At 46.6% G+C, this 19,945-nt stretch carries 15 protein-coding genes; 10 read left to right on the top strand and 5 right to left on the bottom strand.

The window, feature by feature from the left end; translation table 11 throughout:
* Positions 1 to 8 precede the first annotated feature (8 nt).
* Positions 9 to 542: a GNAT family N-acetyltransferase gene (locus tag JGK20_RS06990; protein WP_293192724.1), complete on the bottom strand. Its 534-nt coding sequence runs from the start codon at positions 540 to 542 to the stop codon at positions 9 to 11.
* Positions 523 to 2,583 carry a diguanylate cyclase gene (locus JGK20_RS06985; protein ID WP_293229892.1) on the bottom strand — a complete coding sequence of 687 codons (2,061 nt, stop codon included), beginning with the start codon at positions 2,581 to 2,583 and terminating at the stop codon, positions 523 to 525. Before JGK20_RS06985 ends, JGK20_RS06990 begins: the two co-directional genes overlap by 20 nt.
* 686 nt (positions 2,584 to 3,269) lie before the next feature.
* On the opposite strand from JGK20_RS06985, the gene JGK20_RS06980 reads away from it, so the two are divergent.
* Entirely contained in the window at positions 3,270 to 3,947 is a 678-nt protein-coding gene (locus tag JGK20_RS06980; RefSeq protein ID WP_293184838.1) for an HAD family hydrolase, read from the top strand.
* Between the two features lie 262 nt (positions 3,948 to 4,209).
* On the opposite strand, the gene JGK20_RS06975 is transcribed toward JGK20_RS06980, so the two are convergent.
* Positions 4,210 to 4,821, bottom strand: coding sequence for a CPP1-like family protein (locus JGK20_RS06975; RefSeq protein WP_293184837.1), 612 nt, complete (start codon positions 4,819 to 4,821; stop codon positions 4,210 to 4,212).
* A 181-nt stretch (positions 4,822 to 5,002) separates the two neighbouring features.
* A complete protein-coding gene (gene pgeF, locus JGK20_RS06970; RefSeq protein WP_293184835.1) occupies positions 5,003 to 5,884 on the bottom strand; it encodes a peptidoglycan editing factor PgeF in 882 nt (293 codons plus the stop codon).
* A 57-nt stretch (positions 5,885 to 5,941) separates the two neighbouring features.
* Between pgeF and JGK20_RS06965 the strand changes: the two genes are divergently transcribed.
* The 4 genes from JGK20_RS06965 (at position 5,942) to JGK20_RS06950 (ending at position 12,009) form a co-directional block, all read left to right on the top strand.
* Positions 5,942 to 6,079, top strand: a complete 138-nt coding sequence (locus tag JGK20_RS06965) for a hypothetical protein (protein ID WP_293207595.1) — start codon at positions 5,942 to 5,944, stop codon at positions 6,077 to 6,079.
* A 522-nt stretch (positions 6,080 to 6,601) separates the two neighbouring features.
* Positions 6,602 to 8,374 (top strand): M23 family metallopeptidase, encoded by a 1,773-nt coding sequence (locus tag JGK20_RS06960; RefSeq protein ID WP_293184834.1) that lies wholly within the window; start codon positions 6,602 to 6,604, stop codon positions 8,372 to 8,374.
* Positions 8,375 to 8,667: 293 nt separating this feature from the next.
* Positions 8,668 to 11,076 carry a hypothetical protein gene (locus JGK20_RS06955; protein ID WP_293229889.1) on the top strand — a complete coding sequence of 803 codons (2,409 nt, stop codon included), beginning with the start codon at positions 8,668 to 8,670 and terminating at the stop codon, positions 11,074 to 11,076.
* A 15-nt stretch (positions 11,077 to 11,091) separates the two neighbouring features.
* Positions 11,092 to 12,009, top strand: coding sequence for a glycosyltransferase (locus JGK20_RS06950; RefSeq protein WP_293225785.1), 918 nt, complete (start codon positions 11,092 to 11,094; stop codon positions 12,007 to 12,009).
* Positions 12,010 to 12,290: 281 nt separating this feature from the next.
* Here JGK20_RS06950 and ribE read toward each other — a convergent pair whose 3' ends face one another.
* Positions 12,291 to 13,007, bottom strand: coding sequence for a riboflavin synthase (ribE, locus tag JGK20_RS06945; RefSeq protein WP_293184828.1), 717 nt, complete (start codon positions 13,005 to 13,007; stop codon positions 12,291 to 12,293).
* A gap of 235 nt (positions 13,008 to 13,242) precedes the next feature.
* Between ribE and JGK20_RS06940 the strand changes: the two genes are divergently transcribed.
* The 5 genes from JGK20_RS06940 (at position 13,243) to JGK20_RS06920 (ending at position 19,702) form a co-directional block, all read left to right on the top strand.
* Positions 13,243 to 13,752: a bifunctional nuclease family protein gene (locus JGK20_RS06940; RefSeq protein WP_293184826.1), complete on the top strand. Its 510-nt coding sequence runs from the start codon at positions 13,243 to 13,245 to the stop codon at positions 13,750 to 13,752.
* Between the two features lie 5 nt (positions 13,753 to 13,757).
* Positions 13,758 to 14,888 (top strand): aldo/keto reductase, encoded by a 1,131-nt coding sequence (locus JGK20_RS06935; protein WP_293207587.1) that lies wholly within the window; start codon positions 13,758 to 13,760, stop codon positions 14,886 to 14,888.
* Between the two features lie 328 nt (positions 14,889 to 15,216).
* Entirely contained in the window at positions 15,217 to 18,531 is a 3,315-nt protein-coding gene (locus JGK20_RS06930) for a PAS domain-containing protein (RefSeq protein ID WP_293229886.1), read from the top strand.
* Between the two features lie 17 nt (positions 18,532 to 18,548).
* Positions 18,549 to 19,079: a hypothetical protein gene (locus tag JGK20_RS06925; protein ID WP_293192716.1), complete on the top strand. Its 531-nt coding sequence runs from the start codon at positions 18,549 to 18,551 to the stop codon at positions 19,077 to 19,079.
* Between the two features lie 305 nt (positions 19,080 to 19,384).
* Positions 19,385 to 19,702: a hypothetical protein gene (locus JGK20_RS06920; RefSeq protein ID WP_293192714.1), complete on the top strand. Its 318-nt coding sequence runs from the start codon at positions 19,385 to 19,387 to the stop codon at positions 19,700 to 19,702.
* Positions 19,703 to 19,945: the final 243 nt, after the last annotated feature.

Here is a 19,945-nt window from a genome sequence, read left to right as displayed (position 1 = left end):
TTTTGAGTTCATGCAGCCTTGTCGAGCAGCAGTGCAATATCCGTCCACCCGTAAGCAATTTCTTTGACTAAAACTCCAGCTCTACTTGTCTGTTGTTCCTCCACTTTTTTGCCTCCTAAAAATTCATAAAACCTGCAAGCAGAATTGTCTCCCAGTACCCAAGCCAGCATCGAGTTCAAACTTAATTCTGCCAATTTTGTGGCAACCGATCGCACGAGTTGTCGCCCAATTCCTTGACGCTGATATTCCTCCAAAATATAGATGGCAAATAATTCTCCTCGATAAACATATTTGCCCGTGCGCTCGCAACCGCCGGCAGCAAAACCTACAACTTGTCCCGAGTTATTTTCAGCAACGCAGACATAATCGCCAGTATTTTTGACGTTTGACAGGATTTCTTGCCAATTGTTTTCTCGTTTTTCATAGGACAGCTTGGCGAGGTAATCTGCCGGTATGATGTTTCGGTAAGCTGTCCGCCAAGTGTCGAGATTAACCTGTGCAATTGCAGGTGCATCAGCGATTTTAGCTTCTCTCACAATCATCAGAAAAAACTCCTTTCTCGCCCTGGCATCGTATTTGAGAATCTACGCAAACAATCCGATCGCGCCCTTCTAGTTTAGCTCGATACAGCGCGCGATCGGCCTCCCCAATCAACCACTCCAAAGATTGTTCAGCAGCGGGCACAGCACTAGCTGCGCCCATACTCGCCGTCACAGACTCACTTACCTTTGAAGCTTCGTGGGGAATTGCCATAGCATTCAAATCGCTGCGAATTGATTCAGCTACCCGCATTGCTCCCTTAGCATCAGTCCCGGACAAAATTACTGCAAATTCTTCCCCACCGTAGCGAGCCGCTAAATCACCTCCCCGGTGAGCGTTTCTGTCTAAAATTTCAGCAACTTTTTTGAGACATTCATCGCCTCCTTGATGCCCGTAGCGATCGTTGTAAAGCTTAAAAAAATCTAAATCGATCAAAATTAAAGACACTGGCTGTTTCTCTCTAGTCATCCGCTGCCATTCTGATTGCAATGTTTTGTCAAAACAGCGACGGTTAGCAATCTGAGTCAAGCCGTCCACAGATGCGAGTCTGTGCAATGCCTGATTAGCAGATTCTAATTCTAATTTAGCCTGTTCTAATGCTACATTTTGCTGAGCCAATTTTTCACTTTGCTGTTTTTCTTGCTCGTACAAAAACCGGATGGAAGCTTCGGCTTCTTGCAATTCTTGCTCCGCATATTTGCGCTTGACAAACTGTCCTAATTGGGAACCTATTGCCGCCATCATTTGCAGTAAGTCTTCATCCGACGGCTGTTTTTCCCGGCAGAAAAAAGTCATTACCCCTACAACTTGACCGCTAGCACGAATTGGGAAACCGAAGGCCGATCGCAATCCTGCTTTAGCAGCTAAGTGCGATCGCATAAAATTGCCATCCTTAAGAAGATCCGTAATCCATTGCGGATAACCGGTGTTCCACACTATTCCCGGTAAACCCGTACCAGGCTCTAGGGTAATCTGCTGGCAATTTTCCACAAACTCCCCAACTTCACTTCCCCGCCGCCAAACTCCCACTCGAAGCAAAAAAGGGAGAATATCTTCAACGTTACTATCTGGTGCAGCAAACAAAAATGGTATTCGATCGTGCGTATCTTCGGCATCAAACTTAGTATGTTTTTCATCCACAGGCGTCCAAAGTTCACCGATATCCCACCCCAAACTTTCACAAATAGCTTGCATAATTTTCGGAGTGGCGCTCTCTAAAGAACCAGATTCTGACATGATGCGAGCTACTGCATATTGTGCTGCTTGACGCTTTTTTGTCCGTTGTTGCTCGGTGATATCTCTGCCCACATAGACAAAATCTTGTATAGTTTTGTTGTCTGAGTGCTTGCTTTCTATACTTGTCTCAATAGTAGAGCAGGAAAATGCAACTGTCAGCTTTGAACCTTTTTTAGTTGTACAAGCTACTTTTACTTGATGCCAAGATTCATTTTTTAGTTCAAGAGGTAGCTGACTGACTTGACGCAATAATTCCTCGTCCGCCGTAATCATCGAGATTGGTTGACCGATTAATTGTGATTCGGTATATCCAAACAATAGTTGGGTGGATTGATTGACCTTTTTGATTTCTCCCGCTTGCGTTGTCACCAATAAAATATCATTTATGGAGTTAAGAATTTTATCAATATAGTCGCGAGCGTTAGCCAAGTAATCGACTTTAATACTGTTTTCGTTGGCTGCTTGAACCATACTTTGCTGAAGAGCAGCAGTGTCTGTTACATCTTCGCAGAAAATAATTAATCTCTCAGGATTGAGCTGCTCTTTCTGACCAAAAATATACAAATCTAGATAAAAATAAGAGCCATCATTTAAAACTCTGGTAACAGATTTTAATTGGAAACTTGGCTGTCGTTGTTCTAGAATATCGTCTAGCAGTTCTTCAATTCCGATCAGTTCGGGAAAACTATCGCGCACATCTTTGCCTTGTTCCAATTCATCAGGAATTTGGGCAAAATCTTGTACGTTCAAGGATGTTTCTTGAATCTTCAGTTCCCGATCGACTGCAAGGTATTCAATGCGACGCAAGGATAACAATTTGTCAAGCAGATTGTTAATGTTTTGGGAGCTAATCTGTAAACTTAATTTGGGAAGCATCTCGTTATTATAAACCATCAGACTCTAGGGTTAGCAGATAAAATTAGTTGTTGTTTTGGTGCTTGCTATTTCTCATAGAAATTTTGATTCTGCTGGATGCCAGCAACTATTCTCGCTGGCTAATTTATCGACACAATAAATTTGGGATTCTCCAAGCTTTTTTTTATTTAAAATTATTACTTAGACCAACTTTTTTGTGAGCAAGCGCAGTCAAAATCAGCCTCTATTGAGGTTTGGATTTATTAACAATACCTAGCGGTTGGCCGTATTTGTACAGCAAATTTTAAATTGTAGATTCCCTGATAATAGGGAGCATCTCATTTTGGCAAAAAGCTTTTTTTTGTTGTAGTGAGAGCTTAAGAGCTCGCTTTGTTTTAACAGCAAGCGAGCGGGGACAGCACTACAAAATCAAAACTGAGATGCTCCCTGATAATATTTGTTACAACCGCTACAGTTGATGATTGGCACAGTTGAATTAAACTATTGCCTTTAATTAGCACCATTCCTATAGACACTACCTCCCCTGGGTATTTGTGTCAAGTTTTGTAAAGGATCTGTGACATTAAAGTGATATAATCTCTAACAATTTGTATAAAATTTTCAAAATACTCTGCTCAATGCTGAGACTTATCACCGACTTTGACGGCCCGATTATGGACGTGTCCGATCGCTATTACGGAGTTTACCAGCAGTGTCTGGCCGAGACTCAGCGTGAGGGCCAAACAGTGCACGAACTCCCAAAAGCCGAGTTTTGGGACATGAAGCGGGCGCGGGTTCCCGAAACCGAAATCGGCATTCTCTCAGGATTAGACGCAGCCCAAGCCCTCGAATTTGCCCAGAAACGGCGTCAAACTGTCCACACGCTGCCGTTCCTGATTTACGATAAACCAGCCCCTGGAGCCGTGGAAACCCTGGAAAAGGTGCAGCGCGCTGGAATAGACTTGGCGGTGATGACTATGCGTCGCGTCAGGGAACTAGACGAGGCTTTCAACCGCTGCAATTTAGGGCATTTTTTCCCAGAAAACCGTCGCTATTGCCTCCCCAACGATTACGTCAAAACCGGGGATGTCAAAGATAAGCCCCTGCTGATGGCAAAAGCTCTCGCTGAACTGCCGCCTGCTTCTGAGCTTTGGATGGTGGGGGATACGGAGGCGGATATTATAGCAGCAAAAACTCACGGTGTCAAGGTAATTGGTGTTTTGTGCGGCATTCGCGATCGCACCCAACTAGAAATGCACCAACCGGATTTAATTGCTAACAATTTGAGCGAAGCTGTTGAGATTATTTTAGGATAGTTATTAGTCAGTTGTCAGTTGTCAACAGTTATCAATCATTAGTCAACAGTCAATAGTCATTAGTTATTGTTAATTAGTAATTGGTAATTGGTAATTGGTAATTGGTAATTGGTAATTGGTAATTGGTAATTGGTAATTGGTAACAATCAACTAACTACTAACACCTAAGAGCTACGAACCAACCAATAACAATTAACCAATAACAATAATTAACAACTGCCAACTGTCAACTGCCAATTGTCAACTGTCAACTGACAACCGACTATCGCAGAAAACTGCTGACCAGCCAAAGAATTAAAAACGTAAACAAAGCGATAAATTTCTCTGTTGTGATAAATGCCGTACTGAGCAAAGGGCCCATAAGACCTCCCAGCACCAAGCCTATAACCAAGCCAGCCACAGTCAGCAGCACAGCCCGACCAAATTTTTGTTCCTTGCGATTAAGAAAATAAAGACAAGAGCCGACCCCAAGAGCCAGAGTCAACTGTAGTAAAGAATCGTTAGCCGCTGGATAAATACTCAGTCCGCCCAATCCCACATAAACTCCAGCCGGCCACAAAATATCGGCTCGACTAGGAGTATCGATCAGGCGCTGCAACCAAGCTGGGCTGCCGGACGGAGCAGATGGAGTAAAGCTGGCGGGTGGGGGAGCCACTCGTTCGGGAAAGCGGATGCGTTCGGGTACTTTTATTTTCCCTTCCTGTCGCTGGCGGAGGCGATCCATGAGGATCGCGTCGTAAGCAACTTCGATCGATTCCAAACGTTTCTTGTCGCCGCTGTGCTGCTCGGCTAGACGGGTGCGGGCCTCTTGCACTTCATCAAAGGAAGCATCTTCATCGACTTCAAGCAGTTGATAGGGAGTTTGCTCACTCATAAAACTTTTTGGTATGCGGAAAACTCAGCGTCTTGAGACCTGAGAGGGCTGCAACGAAACGAGGCTAGAAGGTAGAAGGCATTCGGCATTCAGAAATAAAAATTTGTCAATCCAAAGATTGTTATTTAGATTGTGATTTTTTAAGCCGGCAATCTTAAATTTTACCTTGTGCCGAATGCTTTTAGCAGGAACTTGTGTTAGATGTGCTGACAATTCCCGACCACTGGATTTTTTTTAGTCGATCGCGGCGGTAGGAAAAAAAGCGAGCCGAGTCAGAATAAGTACAGAAAGGAGCGATCGCCACTTGAGAAGAATTAATTCCCAACTGCTGCAATTGCAGAGCATTGCAGAGGCGAACATCCAACCGTACCTTTCCCGGTTCTGGATCGGTCAACACAGGTGATTCGGGTAGTTGGTGTAAAAATTCCAGAATGCCGTCGGCTGTTGCACCAACTGCATTCTGAGGAGTAATCGTGGCTCCCAATTGGGCTGCCACTTCCACAGATACCTGGTAAACCTCTCCACCGATCGCCGGCCCGAGAGCAATCTTCAGATTTTCTAATTGACTGCCTTGTGCCACAAGTTGAGCGATCGCCTCTGGTAATATCTTAGCAGCAGTCCCGCGCCAACCAGCGTGAACGGCGGCCGCGAGTCCCGTGCCGCTATCAGCAATTAGCGCCGGTACGCAGTCAGCCGAGCAAACCCACAGCGCCTCAAAATCTCGCGATGCTACCAAGCCATCGGCCTGGGCATAGGTGGGGGTAGCTGTTTCCGGGTCTAGAGCCACAACTGGGGGCAATAGATCGGTTTTGAGTACGACATTGCCGTGTACCTGTTGGAGACGGTAAACGGGAGATCCTGGTGCTAAAACTTCCGTGAGATCGATCGGGCCGCGCGGCGAGAAATCGCGAGTAAAAAAGCCGTGAGACCATCGGTCGAGCAAGCTGCAAGTCAGATAGGGCAAGCCTTCGGCACTCTGCTGCCACTGCCAGCTAATACCGTCAGGTTGTCCGGTACGTTCAGAGTCAGGAAAATTTGTCAAGCGATCGCCAGCTAAAGCCATGAAACTTATCCTTCCCCAAGTGAGTCATTTCCTTTGTATTTTAGACAATTAACAATTTTGCTACTTAGTTTAAATGGGCGATCGGCAAAAATTGGGGGAGATGGGGAGATGGGGAGATGGGGAGATGGGGAGATGGGGAGATGGGGAGATGGGGAGATGGGGAGATGGGGAGATGGGGGAGATGGGGGAGCTTAATTCACAGACACGAACGCCAAAGCGCTATTATCAATGTGGCCGTCACAGGCTAGTTGGCAGTGCAATGATTGGGAGCGGAAAAACCAGGGTATCGATCGCGAATCGACGCAGCATTCGAGCTGTTCGACGGGAAAAAAAATTGCCTTAAGCCCGTTCAATAGTTGACAGTTGACAGTTGACAGTTGACAGTTTGAGAGCGACCTCTACCTAGAAGAAAGAGGATTGGAGTAATGAATAGTCTGATTTTCATTTCTCCCGAGCAGGGTTCCGGCTTTCAACCAATTACTTCTGGTAAAATCAGTTAAGTCTGTATAAAGATAAGGATTGCCATACACTTCGATCCAGACCATGCCAAAAAACAGATACTTGCTTTCCGACTCCTGTCGCCAGCAGCCCAAAACTTTAGACTAAGATTCCTCCTCCCAGAATTCAAAGCTGCGAGTAAATCTAAAATCTAAAATCTAAAATCTACAATCGACTAATCTTCTTGCGCCCCCCCTGTTGAGTTGGGAAAAAAAAATCGTGAAACCAGTTCCAGACAAGCAAATAACAGCCCATTTGAACACCAAACAGCAAAAAAATCACCCCACAGGCGCCCGGACTCGATCGCGCCTTTTGTCCGAACGCTCAATGCTGGTGGGACTAGGTTGCCTTGCCAGTCTGGGACTGCTGAGCAAAGGCATAGTTTGGGCCCAAACTGAAACTCCGCCAGCAGAACAAGCCGTCCCCGGCGCAGCAGAACTTCAGCCACTATTTGAAGCACCTCTGGCGCCCCCGGAACCCGAAGCCCAAGTGCAGCGAGAACCAGATCCCGAACCCCAGGCAGAAGTTCGGGCCCCATCGCCAGATTACGTCACCGAACAACCTCCGGCCCAATATTATCTACCGGAACCCGCACTGATTCCCTTGCCAGAAGCGACGGCCCAGGAACCTCCTTTTGAAGCACCAGTTAACCCAGAAGCCCGCGCTGCCACCGACCAAACAGACTACAGTGTTGGCGCTACCAGCCAATACGAAGCGCCTACAACGATCGAGTTTGCAGAAAGATCGACAGGCTGCGAAGGTTCCGTGTCAGCAGGACAAGGAGTTGGCGGTTTGTGCGGGCCTGCCGCTGTTCCCGAACCCGTGACAGCAGAAGCAGCCCCTCCCAGTTACAGCCCAGAAAGGCCGATCGCCGGAGGGCCCAACTACAACCCGCAAACTCCCAGCACAATTGGCCCTTATATTGCCACCCCTCCTTCTCGAAATCTGCCACAAAGCCCCGGGACTGTTCCGAACCTTCCGGGCAATGTTCGGGGAACTGTCGCCGGAAATAATAGCGGAAATCCTATCAGTAAAGTAGGTCAGGCCGCTCAACAAGTAGGCAACCAGCTTTGGGGACAGGGCAACCAGTCGGAATCTGCTTACACACCTCCGGGCTACTCAGCAGACAGCGGATACCCAGCTAACCCCGGATACTCAGCAGATGCTGGATACTCGATTAACACGGCAGCCTACGCCGCTGGCCCACCCGAACCCAGCATGGGACTAGGGCCAGTGCAAGTCGGCGCGATTAGTGTCAGCAGCGGCAGCAATACAGGTTTTGCTTACTACAATCTCACCCCGCGTCCCTTGGGCCGGCCTGGAAATGGCAACACCAGCCTGCTGTTTCCGCTATCGATTGCTGCGGAAATTACTTCACCCTTTGGGTGGCGGACTCATCCGGTTATGGGCTACGGTAGGTTTCACACCGGAACGGACTTGGGAGCCCCGATGGGAACGCCCGTACTGGCCGCTTATGCGGGTCAAGTGGCGATCGCCGATTGGTTGGGCGGCTACGGTTTGACGGTGGTTCTCAACCACAGCAAACAGTCTCAGGAAACTCTCTACGGACACCTTTCAGAACTGTTTGTCAAACCAGGAGAGTGGGTGAAACAGGGTGATACGATCGGGCGTGTCGGCAGTACAGGAATGTCTACAGGGCCTCACCTCCACTTCGAGGTTCGGCAAATGACTGCTCAGGGTTGGGTGGCGATCGACCCCGGTGCTCAGCTAGAATTCGCTGTAGCAAAAATGATCGGCACTTTGGAAACCGCCAAAATACCCCAAATGCCAAAATTTGTGGAAACACAAAGCGCTAGTGCACTCAAGGATTTGGAAAACGATCTGCCCCAGCTTCCACCTCTGCCGCTGGGAATGGACATCGAAGTTCACAACCTCCAGCCGCCATTCCCAGAATTGTTAAAAACTGACACTTCTGCATCCAAGGATAAAGAAGCCTCCAAACCCAAAATTCAGAAGCAAGCTAGCAGATAGGTTTTTTATCAGGCAATACGCTTGAGTTAACACTGTTTCTTGCCCGGAGATCCCCCTAAATCCCCCTTAAGAAGGGGGACTTTGATCGAGTTCTTGTCCCCCCCCTTTTTTAGGGGGGTTAGGGTGGATCAGCCTTAACCCAAGCGTATTGTTTTATAAGCACTCAAAGTACACACTACAAACAATCAAATAGGTTCGTAGTGAGGACTTTAGTCCGCATCCATAGAAGGACTAAAGTCCTCACTACAAACAATCAGCAAGAGCCTCCCATAAAAATTGGTAAATAGTAGCTTATGCTAATAGCGCAGTATTTGTGGGAATTAATTTTATTTCTGATTATTATAGTCGGGCCGATTCCCCTAAGCTTGTCTCTGGCCTTCGAGAATCACAAGGAAAACAGTAACTATTCATTTCCTCATTTTCTCCTCGTACTTTTGACGGGATGGAGTCTTGCACAAATTTGTATAGGTTTGATTTTAGGAAGTGCCGATCGCCTAAATCTTGCTGCGGTCATTATAGCAGAAATGCTGATTTGTGCGATCGGCTTAATTCTGATTTATGCCAAAAACCAGAAATCTTTTAGCTTCTCGCAGTGGCAGATTCCCCAACTCAAGCAACCTCTGATCCCATCCGAACTCCTAATCATTGGTGCCACCGCATTTGCAGGATTTGTGTTGTGGGAAACCCTAGCAACTAAACCCACAACAAATTATGACTCATTGTGGTTTCACCTACCTGTAATTGCCAGATGGTATCAAACCCACTCATTTACATTCTTAGATGCCGCCGGAAATTGGATTTTTGAACACGAGCAAGCCCGAGTATATCCCTACAATTGGCACGTCTTGTCTGCTTTGTGCGTACTCCCCTTCAAAGAAGATTTTCTCACAGCTTTTCCCATGCTAATTGCCTGGGTACTTGAAGGAATTGCAGTCTATCTATTGAGTATAAAATTTGGAGCAACGAGATTTTATGGCATGGCAGCAGCATCTTTAGTATTGACAGTACCGATGATGCTCAACCAAGTTAACACCATTCACCCAGACTTACCGCTAGCTGCGATATTTACAGTTGCTTTATATTTAGGTTTATCCTATCACAGCAGCCGATCGCAATCCGAGCTATCCCTATTTTTGGCATCTGTAGGAATGATAGCCGGAATTAAAATCACTGCCCTAGTCTATGCAGCCTCACTTTTAGGAGGATTAGCAATATTAGAAATTAAAAGATTCATCGTTAATAAAAATTCTACACGAACTAATTTTAGAATTCGCCACATCAAACCAGTCTTGGTGTGCGGCATACTTTGCTGCTTGTTTTTAGGAGGTTTTTGGTATGCGAGAAACTTGCTGCACATCAATTATCCTGTTGGTGATTCCCGCGAGATTAACATTCCCTTACAGCCTGTTGCCCCACCGTCTCCCGTACCTGGGCCAAAACCTCCCGTACCTGGGCCAAAACCTCCGGTAGCGTCTCCAAAACCTCCGGTAGCGTCACCAAAACCTCCCGTACCTGGGCCAAAACCTCCGGTAGCGTCACCAAAACCTCCCGTACAGCAGCCAACACCTACCATACCTGCGCCTTCAGCTTCGCCACTTTTGAAGATTTGGCAAAGCACTTTAGCCGCTCAATTTAATCCCAGTAATATTTCCCACTGGCAAATGTTCGGCTTGCAAGTCCTCATTAGATTGCAACTGCCATTTCTGGCGATCGCACTTCAGGTATTAGCAGCACCTCTGGCTGCGATCCAAGGTAAAACCAGAATAATCAATCAAAACAATATCATTTTAACCGTAGTTCTCGCCAGCACCGGAATTCTGTACGTCATTACACCTTACACCTCCGGGACTGCCGGAGAGGCGATCGGTCAACTCAGTCCTTTACTCGGTTTTAATCTCAGATACGGCTTTCCCTTTTTAAGCTTACTGGCGATCGCAGCAGCAGCAACCGCGACTGAGCTCAAAACTCGCAAGCAAGTAATTGTAGCAGTTGTTTTAATTAGCAGTATTTCCGGCATTATTAGCAACACAATTTTTGACCTAATTAAAAATGCTTCTTTTACCGGAAAGAGTATTGTTTGGGGAAGTTGGTTAATTGACAGGTTTAAATCTCATTTTGCCGAAGCCATCAATCTGGTGATAAAAATATTAGCGCCCCGTTGGCCAGATTTAGGAATATACCCATTGATTTATGTTGGATTACTGCTACTAGCTGGGATTCTATTTAAGCGCAATCCTAGTTTAATTGGCTTGAAAAATCTACTCGCTAGCTTGAAAAAATCAAGTTACATAATGATAATTTGTGTCTGCATAGCATTGATGGTAAGTGCTACTTGGGTGGCGAGGGAAAAGCGAGATGTTGCTCGCGCCGAACTGTATCGCGGCATTTACGAATATATTGACAAAAATACAGTACCCAATGAAAAAATCGGCTTCTTTTTAAGTTACCGCAGCTACCTGTTTTACGGGAAAAATTTGGACAGACAAGTTTTATATGTGCCGTTTAGAGCCGATCGACTTCCGGCATGGATGGACAACCTCCACAAAAATAACATTAAGATGGTAGGATTCGGGCCCCTGACTGAGATGGACGAATACACCAAACTAGCTTTATCTTGGCTGACAAGTCCCGAGGGCCCGCTGCAACCAGTTTTCGGCAAAGATTTTAATACTGAGTCGGTACTGTATCGCTTAAAATATTAAAATATATGAGTTAGAATGAACACAACTAAAACTCTATTTTCAATTATAGTTCCGACTTACAATCGCCCCGAGAAATTAGCGCAGTGTCTTCAGTCTTTTGTGGAACTAGAATATCCGCGCGATAAGTTTCAGGTGATTGTCGTCAACGACAGCACCGAAATATCTGTAGAAAATACAATATCCCCTTTTCAAAATGGGTTAAATCTCACACTTTTGACACAACCCAACTCAGGCCCCGCAACGGCGCGAAATACTGGGGCTTTTGCAGCCGAGGGTAAATTTTTAGTGTTTACAGACGATGACTGTACTGTGGCGGCAGATTGGCTGCAAAATCTAGAAAAGCGATTTGTGGAAACACCAGACTGTTTGATCGGAGGTCGAACTGTCAACGCGCTGCCGGATAATATCTATTCTACTGCCAGCCAGCAACTGATCGATTACCTTTACAGTTATTACAATGCTATTGGCGATCGCGCACAATTTTTCACTTCTAACAATTTTGCCCTTCCCGCTGAGGCTTTCGAGAAAATCGGCGGGTTTGACACGACTTTTTCGCTAGCGGCTGGAGAAGATAGGGAATTTTGCTTTCGCTGGCTCAATTTGGGAGGCCGCGCGGTCTATGCTCCCGAAGTTACAGTCTATCATTCCCACGCACTAACTCTGCGGAAATTTTGGCGGCAGCAATTCAATTACGGTAGAGGTGCTTTTTTGTTTGGGGAAATTATCTCGAAAAGTGGGGCTAAGGGGAAACGGCAACATCCGTCATTTTATCTGAATTTGCTAACTTATCCATTTTCCCAGGGATCGGGTATTCAAAAGCTATTAATTGCTGCTTTGTTTTTGGTTTCTCAGGCGGGAATTGCGGCGGGGTTGTTTTGGGAGAAAAATGTTTTTGTTGAGAAAGAGTTTGTCGATAGGGGGCGTCAGTTTTGAGCAGATGCAGACGGCGGTTGAAACCGCTTTTGACCTCTTACTCGTAGGCGAAGCCAGCGCGAAGCGCTTATGTGGCGAAGCGCCCGTCATCCGAGTAAGAGGTCAAACTACAAAAACGTAGGCGTTAGCCTTCCCGAAGGATAGTCTGCCTCCGCAGACTAAAGAGAATAACATAATGTTCGCCGCTCGTTCTTCAACCTGCGGAGGCAGGTTTTGTTTTTATAGACGCGGTTTCAACCGCCGGGTATTTTATGATTAAATACTCCGCGTACACCCCAAGATTACATAAATCCGTGTTCGGCTAAGAATTCAGGTGTAATTGTTCCCAAACTGTTCATGGCGGGGGTTTCTTCCCAGGGTTCGGGATGGGCTTCCCGGCCGCCGCTGCGGAGAAATTTTGCTACATATTTGCCGAGTATATCTGCTTCTAAATTAACTAAACTTCCCGGCTGCAAATAGCTGAGGTTTGTCTCGGAAAAACTGTGCGGAATTACGGCAACTTCAAACCAATTTCCGTCTGCATCGCAATCTGCTACGGTGAGGCTGATGCCGTTGACGGCGATGCTGCCCTTGGAAACGATGTATGGCGCAATTTGACGCTGCCATCCCGAATTGGCTGTTGGTGGGGCTGTAAACCTCATCTCCCAAGCGTTGGCGGTTTGGGTGGATGTCGCTAAGGTGCCGATCGCATCTACGTGTCCCGTCACAAAATGTCCGCCCAATTTGCTACCGGCGCGCAGCGAGGTTTCTAGGTTCACCCAAGCATCGGGGAATGCTCCCAAATTAGTGCGGCGCAAGGTTTCTGGGGAAGCGATGGCGACAAAACCTTGGGGCAGAACTTCCACCACTGTCAAACAAACTCCATCCACTGCTACGCTGTCGCCAATGGCTAAATCTTGTAAAATCTGATAGGAGTTGCTTGAGGTGCAGGAAATTTGGAAGTAATCGTTGCCTAGCGATTTCAGCTTTCCGAGAGATTGAATTAGTCCTGTAAACATAGTTATTTTTTGGTAGTCGATCGCTTATTTAAATCAAACCACAGTCACAAACCAGACGGAGGAGCTTTTGCCATCCCCTCTATCCCTATTGTCAATGGAAAATCTAAAATCTAAAATCGACAGTCCCAGATCGGTTGCAGATTCAGGCGAAGATCGAGTCATACTGGATTTAGGTGATCTTTATGTCCAAATTCTCCACCGCCTTGCAGTTTCTTAATTCTATGAGGCCGATCGAATGATTGAAATGAAAGTCGCTGGAATTGCCTTAGATGCAGCCACGCGCAGCCCTATTGTCCTATTGAGAGACGCTACTGAGCGTCGCGCTTTGCCTATTTATATCGGTCAGGAGCAAGCAAAGGCTATTATTAGTGCTCTGGAAGGCCACAAGCCTCCTCGACCTTTAACTCACGATTTGATGGTCAATTTCCTAGAGGCCTGGAGTCTTACCTTGGAGCGGATAGTGATTCACTCGCTGCAAGATAACACGTTCTATGCCGTGCTGATTGTCCGTCAGGGTGAAGTGAAAAAAGAGATCGATGCCCGTCCCAGCGACGCGATCGCCATAGCTCTGCGGACGAATAGCCCCATCTGGGTGATGGAAGAAGTCGTCGCCGATGCTTCTATACCGGTCGATCGAGATGCTGATGAGGCCGAACGCCGGGCCTTTCGCGAATTTATCTCAAACCTCCGCCCGGAGGATTTGATCAAGAGAAGCGGCTTGGGCCAAAGCGAAACTTCCTCCTAACAGATATGCGCTATCGACGGTTTGGCAAAACTAACTTGCACCTGTCCGTATTTTCCTTGGGAACCATGCGTTATTTGGCTTCTGAGGAAATTGCCTTTCAGACTGTACAACAAGCTGTATCTCAGGGAATCAATCACCTGGAAACGGCGGCGGGTTACGGTTGCAGCGAGGAATATCTAGGCGCGGCCCTCGCATCTGGTTTGTCTGTCGATCGATCGCGCTTCCACGTCACCACGAAAATCCCTCCTGGGGACGATGCTGCTGCCACGGAACGCTGCATCGACTCGTCTCTCAAACGTCTAAATCTAGACTATATCGATTGTCTGGCAATTCATGGTTTGAATGCTTGGGAACATTTGGCTTGGGTGCGATCGCCCACAGGCTGCATGGAAGCTGTACGCAAAGCCTTGGCTGATGGCCGAATTCGGCACGTCGGTTTCTCGACTCACGGGCCTCTGGATCTGATTTTGGCTGCTATAAATACAGATTTATTTGAATTTGTCAACCTGCATTATTACTATTTTTTTCAGCGCAACACCCCGGCAGTTGAACTCGCCAAGCACAAAGATATGGGCGTTTTCATCATTTCTCCGGCAGACAAAGGAGGGCAACTCTACACGCCCCCAGAAACTCTCGCACAATTGTGCTCGCCTTTCTCGCCTTTGGAGTTGAACTATCGGTTTTTACTGAGCGATACTAGAATTGGAACTCTGAGTGTGGGGCCTGCAAATCCGACAGAATTAGAGCAACCTCTAAAATATGCCGATCGCGACTTTCCCCTCACCCAGGCCGAAATTGCTGCGTTTGTGAGGATTGAATCGGTGATTGCCGATCGTTTGAAAACTGACAAATGCAGCCAGTGCTACGCCTGTTTGCCTTGCCCGGAAAACATCAACATTCCCGAAGTATTGCGGCTGCGGAATCTCGCTGTCGGGTGCGACATGACTGAGTTTGGCAAATACCGTTATGCTATGTTTGAAAATGCCGGACATTGGTTTCCTGGAAGCAAAGGCAACCGCTGCACCGATTGCGGCGAATGTTTGCCCAGGTGTCCCGAAGAGTTGGACATCCCAACTTTGCTCAAAGACACTCACCAGCGACTGAATGGCAAAGCGGGCAGGCGGTTGTGGGATTGAAACACAAGGTGACAGTTGACAGTTGACAGTTGACAGTTGACAGTTGACAGCAAAGTCTACCTGGAAGGAAGAGGATTGGAGTAATGAATCGTCTTCTTTTAATTTCTCCGCGGGTTCCAGCTTTAAACCAATTCTTTCTGGTAAAAAAAACTAAATTACAAAATTTGGTTGAAGAGCCAGAAAATTTATTTCTATGACAATACCCCAGTTATTTTATGACTTTCTTCGACCCAGCGAGAGCCAACATTTTTCTGATGGGTGATTAACGGAACTCTCTCTAAAATCTCAACTTCCAAATCTCAACTTGATACTTCCAGATTAATATCCCGTGTCATCTACAAACGATTTAGCATCTACTACTATGGCTCAAACTCAGTTAAACGACAGCCAGCAAAACTGTTCGCAGCCTACTAATTTTGCGACTTCCGAAAGAAGATTGAAAGCAGTTTTCAGACCTGCCACCTACAACTTGTCTGTCACCAGAAAACAATTAATTGGATTGCTGGCTTTACAAACCATCTTGCCAGTCGGATTAACGGGAGCAGCACTTTGGCTAACATCAACTGTTGGAAGCAGCGAACTGCAAAATCAAGCTAAATCTGAACTGAGCCTTAGTGAAAGTAACTACAATCTTAAACTCGATCGCGCTGCATTCAGTTTGCAAAACTCCTCTGACAGCAAAACGATCGCCCAAATAGCCTCAGCTTATAACAGCGGCAAGAACATATCAAATTTGCGACAATCTGTCAAGGATATTTTGGAAACCCAAGTTAAAACAGGGGAAATAGACAGTGCTGTCTTAGTGGGAAAAAACGGGCAGATTGTAGTTAGCGTCAACCCCAACATCAAGGAAAAAAGTGTTAACCTGCAAAAAATAGTCGATCGAGTATTCGCTGCCAAAAAGCCAATAACCGCCAGCAAAATTATTGCCAAATCGGAACTTCAGAAACAATTGGTATCTTTGCCGCGCCCTGCGGGAGACGGTAGCGTCCTCGTCCGCTACACAGCAACTCCTGTAAACGATCCCAAAACTAAGACGGTGATTGGTGTCTTAGTGTTAGAAAAAATTTTGAGCCAAACGACGGCAGTTGCTAGCAGCGAAACCATCAATTTACAAAGTGGCGGATATCGCGCTATCTACTCCGTCCCAACTGACGGCAAATTTGTGTTGGCAAGTTCGCAAATATTTACCAAAAATCAAAAGTTGCCAGATTTGCTGGCAGACAAATCGCTGCTGAAATCGGCACTCGCAGCCGCCGGCAAGCCTGTCGCTCAGGAAATGCGAACAGGCAGTAAAACTTATACAGTAGCTGCTCAATCCCTGGACAATTTAGCCGGAAAACCCGCAGCAATTTTAGTGCGGGGAATGCCACAAACTGATCTCGCATCCTGGTGGGGCAATAATTGGCTGCTAGCACTGTCTGTGGCTGCCGCCGCACCCCTGGCCTTGGCAGTAGGAGTCACCCGCCGAATGGCCAAACCAGCTAACTCAGATTTATTAACAGCAGACGGGAATTTACGCTCTAACTCCACCGCCGAAGCGCAGCCGCAATCGGGGAAGTGTGTTAGCGAAGCCAACGAAAAGGATCGCACTTCTGACAATTTATCGGAAAATTTATCTGACAATTTATCTGACAATTTAAATTTGGGCGAACTCCCCGGTTTATTCCCGAAACAACCTAATTTAGACAGTCAATTAGCGATGGATTTTGAGTATGGAAATTGTGGGGGCGATCGCGCGCAAATCACAAATCCCGAAATCTCGCTAACTGTCCCAACCCTAGAATTGGCCGCCAACTGGGGTTCAAACCACCCACAGCCGACAAATACAGAACCAGCAAAAAGCTCGATCGCCTTAAATCAAGTCCAGGAAGCTTGGCAAGACTTAAATCGCCTCAACTTGGAATTGCAGCGAGAAATACTCGAACGTCAAAAGGTTCAAACAGCCCTGCGGAAGAGCGAAGAACTGCTGCAAGCGATTTTAGACAACTCCACAGCAATGATTCACATCAAAGATGCTGACGGAAAATACCTGCTTACAAACAGCCATTTTGACAATTTGTGCCATATGGCAAAAGAACAAATAACTGGTAAAACCGACGGCGATATTTTTCCTCAAGACAAAGCATCAGTCTTGCGAGAAAACGACCTAAAAGTGATTGAAACCTGTTCGCCCCTAAGCATTGAAGAAGTCATCCCTCAAGACGACGGGCCGCACACTTATCTGTCTCTCAAATTTCCCCTCTGCAACTCCGAAGGCACAGCTTATGCAGTCGGTACAATTTCTACAGATGTGAGCGATCGCAAAAAAGCCGAACTCACCCTAGAAAAAGCCAAAGTAGAACTAGAAATAGAAGTCGAACAGCGCACGGCATTCCTCAAACAAGCCAACCAACTCTTGCAGTTTGAACTCGCCGCCCGAGTCCGCGGCGCCATTACCGTCAGACAAATGACGGCTCAAGTAGCCCGACACGCCAGAACAGTTGACGGCATTCTCGGCGCTTCCCTCGACCTAATTTTTCTAGTGGATCAGTCGGGAAGGTACACTTACGTCAGTCGCACCGCCGCCCAAGCTGCCGGCATGAACCCCAGAGAAATGATTCGCAAAACCTGGCAGGAATTAGGCTGGCCTCCAAACATTATGGAGCGGGTTCACCAACAGTGCGATCGCATATTTGTCACAGCCGAACCCGCCAAAGGCGAAGTAATCGTCCCCACCGCAGCCTGGGGAACCCGCGACTACGAGTACATTCTCAGCCCGGTGTGTGCGACAGACGGTAGCGTGGAAGCGGTGGTAGCCACGCTGCGGGATATCACAGAGCGCAAAGACGCCGAGGAAGCGTGGCAGTTGGCAAAAGAAGCCGCCGAACTCGCCAACCGCGCCAAGAGTGCTTTTCTGGCAAACATGAGCCACGAGTTGCGGACTCCCCTAAACGCAATTATCGGCTACAGCGATCTGCTGGTGGAAGATGCCGAGGAGGTGGGCAACTTAGAGGTAGTTTCGGATTTAGACAAAATTCGGACTGCTGGGAAACACTTGCTGCAACTGATTGACGACATTCTCGACATTTCCAAAATTGAAGCTGACAAGATGGAGATTTATCTCGAAAGCTTCGATGTTGGCGGCCTGATCGAGGAGGTGGCGACAACCATCAAACCGTTAATTGAGAAAAACGGCAATACCTTGCAAGTATTGAGTGCCGAGAATATCGGCGCCATGCACAGCGATTTGATGAAAGTGCGGCAGATAATCCTGAATTTGCTGAGCAATGCTGCTAAGTTTTCTGAGAATGGGGCGATCGTACTTACTGTCGAAAGAATTACCAGTGAAGAATTAAAAAATAAATATCAACCGCGAGTTGTTCAAATGTTAATTTTGGATGCTGAATATTTAGTTTTCCGAGTGACAGATACGGGGATCGGCATGACACAAGAACAGCAAGAGCGACTGTTCCAACCTTTCACCCAAGCGGACAATTCAACTACTCGCAAGTACGGCGGTACAGGTTTGGGATTGACTATCAGCCAGCGTTTTTGTCAGATGATGGGCGGTGATATTGAAGTTACCAGCGAGTTAGATTGTGGTTCTACTTTTACGGCTTTTCTGCCTGCTTCGTTGTTTAGGCGATCGGAATTTCAATAATTTTGTCGCAATAAATTATGATGAATCACCACAAATTCAGCCACCAAAATCAAGTTTTCCGGCGCAGACCTAGCATTTTGACAAAAAGTTTATGTTTGTTCCTAATTGCGAGTTCTACGTGCATCACAGCCTTGCTGTGGGGACAATATGCGGCGTTTTCCCAGCAACCAGTCTGCCCGAGTGGAGACGCTGCCAATTTCCCGTCGCCGCCGCTTTCGCAAGCCGAAAAGAGCACGCCGAGTCTGTGGTTGGCTCAAAAACAGTTTGGCGGCAAATTGCTCGATCGCTGGTTTGTCGATCGCAGCAACACATGGGTTATCATCATCGTCAACCGCCAACTGTGGAGTTTGCTCGATTATATGGAACGCTATCAGTTTGTCAACCGCTTCGGCGCTGCTTCTAGCGAGTACGGTTACAACCTGCGAGTTTGCAACCGTCAGGGGACTGCTTTGGCGGTTTATGCGTGCAAGGGCGATCGATCGAGCTGTAAAATAGATTTAGAATCTCTGTCAAATCCGGGTCTTCGAGGCAAAATCAAAGCTTTTTAGTAGGGTGCGCCAGCTATAGAGATTTTTGAGATAATCGATAAATTAAGAGGTGACGCACCGTGCATTTGAGCTAATAAATGCGGTTTCCAAAAACGGAATTAAAAAAAATTAATATCGAAATAGACAACAAATTGTGAGAAAAATTACGGGTGCATCTGGGTTTGGCAATTATATCTGTAGGGGCGAAGCATGACCGCAGTCAATATGGGATTATAACTAATAACTTATATACGGTCATGCTTCGCCCTCTTCAAAAACCAGATAGACCTAAAATTAAAAATTACTAGCAAAACAACAGGCAAAAAATGGCACTTCCTCAAAAAAAATCACGCAGTATCATCATAAACGATGAAAAATATCGTTGGCTTATTTCACGTGACGATTACGGCGGCATTGGTTTGTTTATAGAGTTATACGAGAATCCTGCTCAGAAATTGACGACAGCTTTTTCTTTTGGTTATCCAGCTATTACTCCTGTGTTCGTGTGTGAGGTAATTCTCCATGCCTTAGCACAAGGATACACGCCTCACAAAAAAGGTCAGAATTTTGGGCTACCTGAAAATTCACCCTTAGTAGTAGTTAAGAATTTAACAATTAACGCAGCTTATAAGTACAACTGGTGACTGACACACTCTATGGTTAAAGATGCGTCAGTTTTGATGATTTTCAAGGTACGTAGTTGCGCTTCAGCGCTCTTTAGATCTATGAAAAAGCGCTGAAGCGCAACTACTTACCTCAAAACGTACTTAACTTTTCACTACTTGCTCTTTAGATTTATGAAAGAGCGCTGAAGCGCAACTACGTACCTCAACACGTACTTAACTTTTTACTGCTTGTTTTTTAGATCTATGAAAGAGCGCTGAAGC

The organism is Microcoleus sp. PH2017_05_CCC_O_A, from assembly GCF_020738785.1.
GTDB lineage: Bacteria > Cyanobacteriota > Cyanobacteriia > Cyanobacteriales > Microcoleaceae > Microcoleus.
The sequence above is the reverse complement of the archived record's forward strand: the minus strand, read 5'-3'. Positions and strand labels throughout refer to the sequence as shown.

What these genes read in the sequence shown, in the direction of transcription:
- JGK20_RS06990 (WP_293192724.1), bottom strand. Translation starts at nt 542, where the DNA reads ATGATTGTGAGAGAAGCTAAAATCGCTGATGCACCTGCAATTGCACAG.
- JGK20_RS06980 (WP_293184838.1), top strand. Translation starts at nt 3,270, where the DNA reads ATGCTGAGACTTATCACCGACTTTGACGGCCCGATTATGGACGTGTCC.
- JGK20_RS06975 (WP_293184837.1), bottom strand. Translation starts at nt 4,821, where the DNA reads ATGAGTGAGCAAACTCCCTATCAACTGCTTGAAGTCGATGAAGATGCT.
- pgeF (WP_293184835.1), bottom strand. Translation starts at nt 5,884, where the DNA reads ATGGCTTTAGCTGGCGATCGCTTGACAAATTTTCCTGACTCTGAACGT.
- JGK20_RS06955 (WP_293229889.1), top strand. Translation starts at nt 8,668, where the DNA reads ATGCTAATAGCGCAGTATTTGTGGGAATTAATTTTATTTCTGATTATT.
- JGK20_RS06950 (WP_293225785.1), top strand. Translation starts at nt 11,092, where the DNA reads ATGAACACAACTAAAACTCTATTTTCAATTATAGTTCCGACTTACAAT.
- ribE (WP_293184828.1), bottom strand. Translation starts at nt 13,007, where the DNA reads ATGTTTACAGGACTAATTCAATCTCTCGGAAAGCTGAAATCGCTAGGC.
- JGK20_RS06940 (WP_293184826.1), top strand. Translation starts at nt 13,243, where the DNA reads ATGATTGAAATGAAAGTCGCTGGAATTGCCTTAGATGCAGCCACGCGC.
- JGK20_RS06935 (WP_293207587.1), top strand. Translation starts at nt 13,758, where the DNA reads ATGCGCTATCGACGGTTTGGCAAAACTAACTTGCACCTGTCCGTATTT.
- JGK20_RS06925 (WP_293192716.1), top strand. Translation starts at nt 18,549, where the DNA reads ATGATGAATCACCACAAATTCAGCCACCAAAATCAAGTTTTCCGGCGC.
- JGK20_RS06920 (WP_293192714.1), top strand. Translation starts at nt 19,385, where the DNA reads ATGGCACTTCCTCAAAAAAAATCACGCAGTATCATCATAAACGATGAA.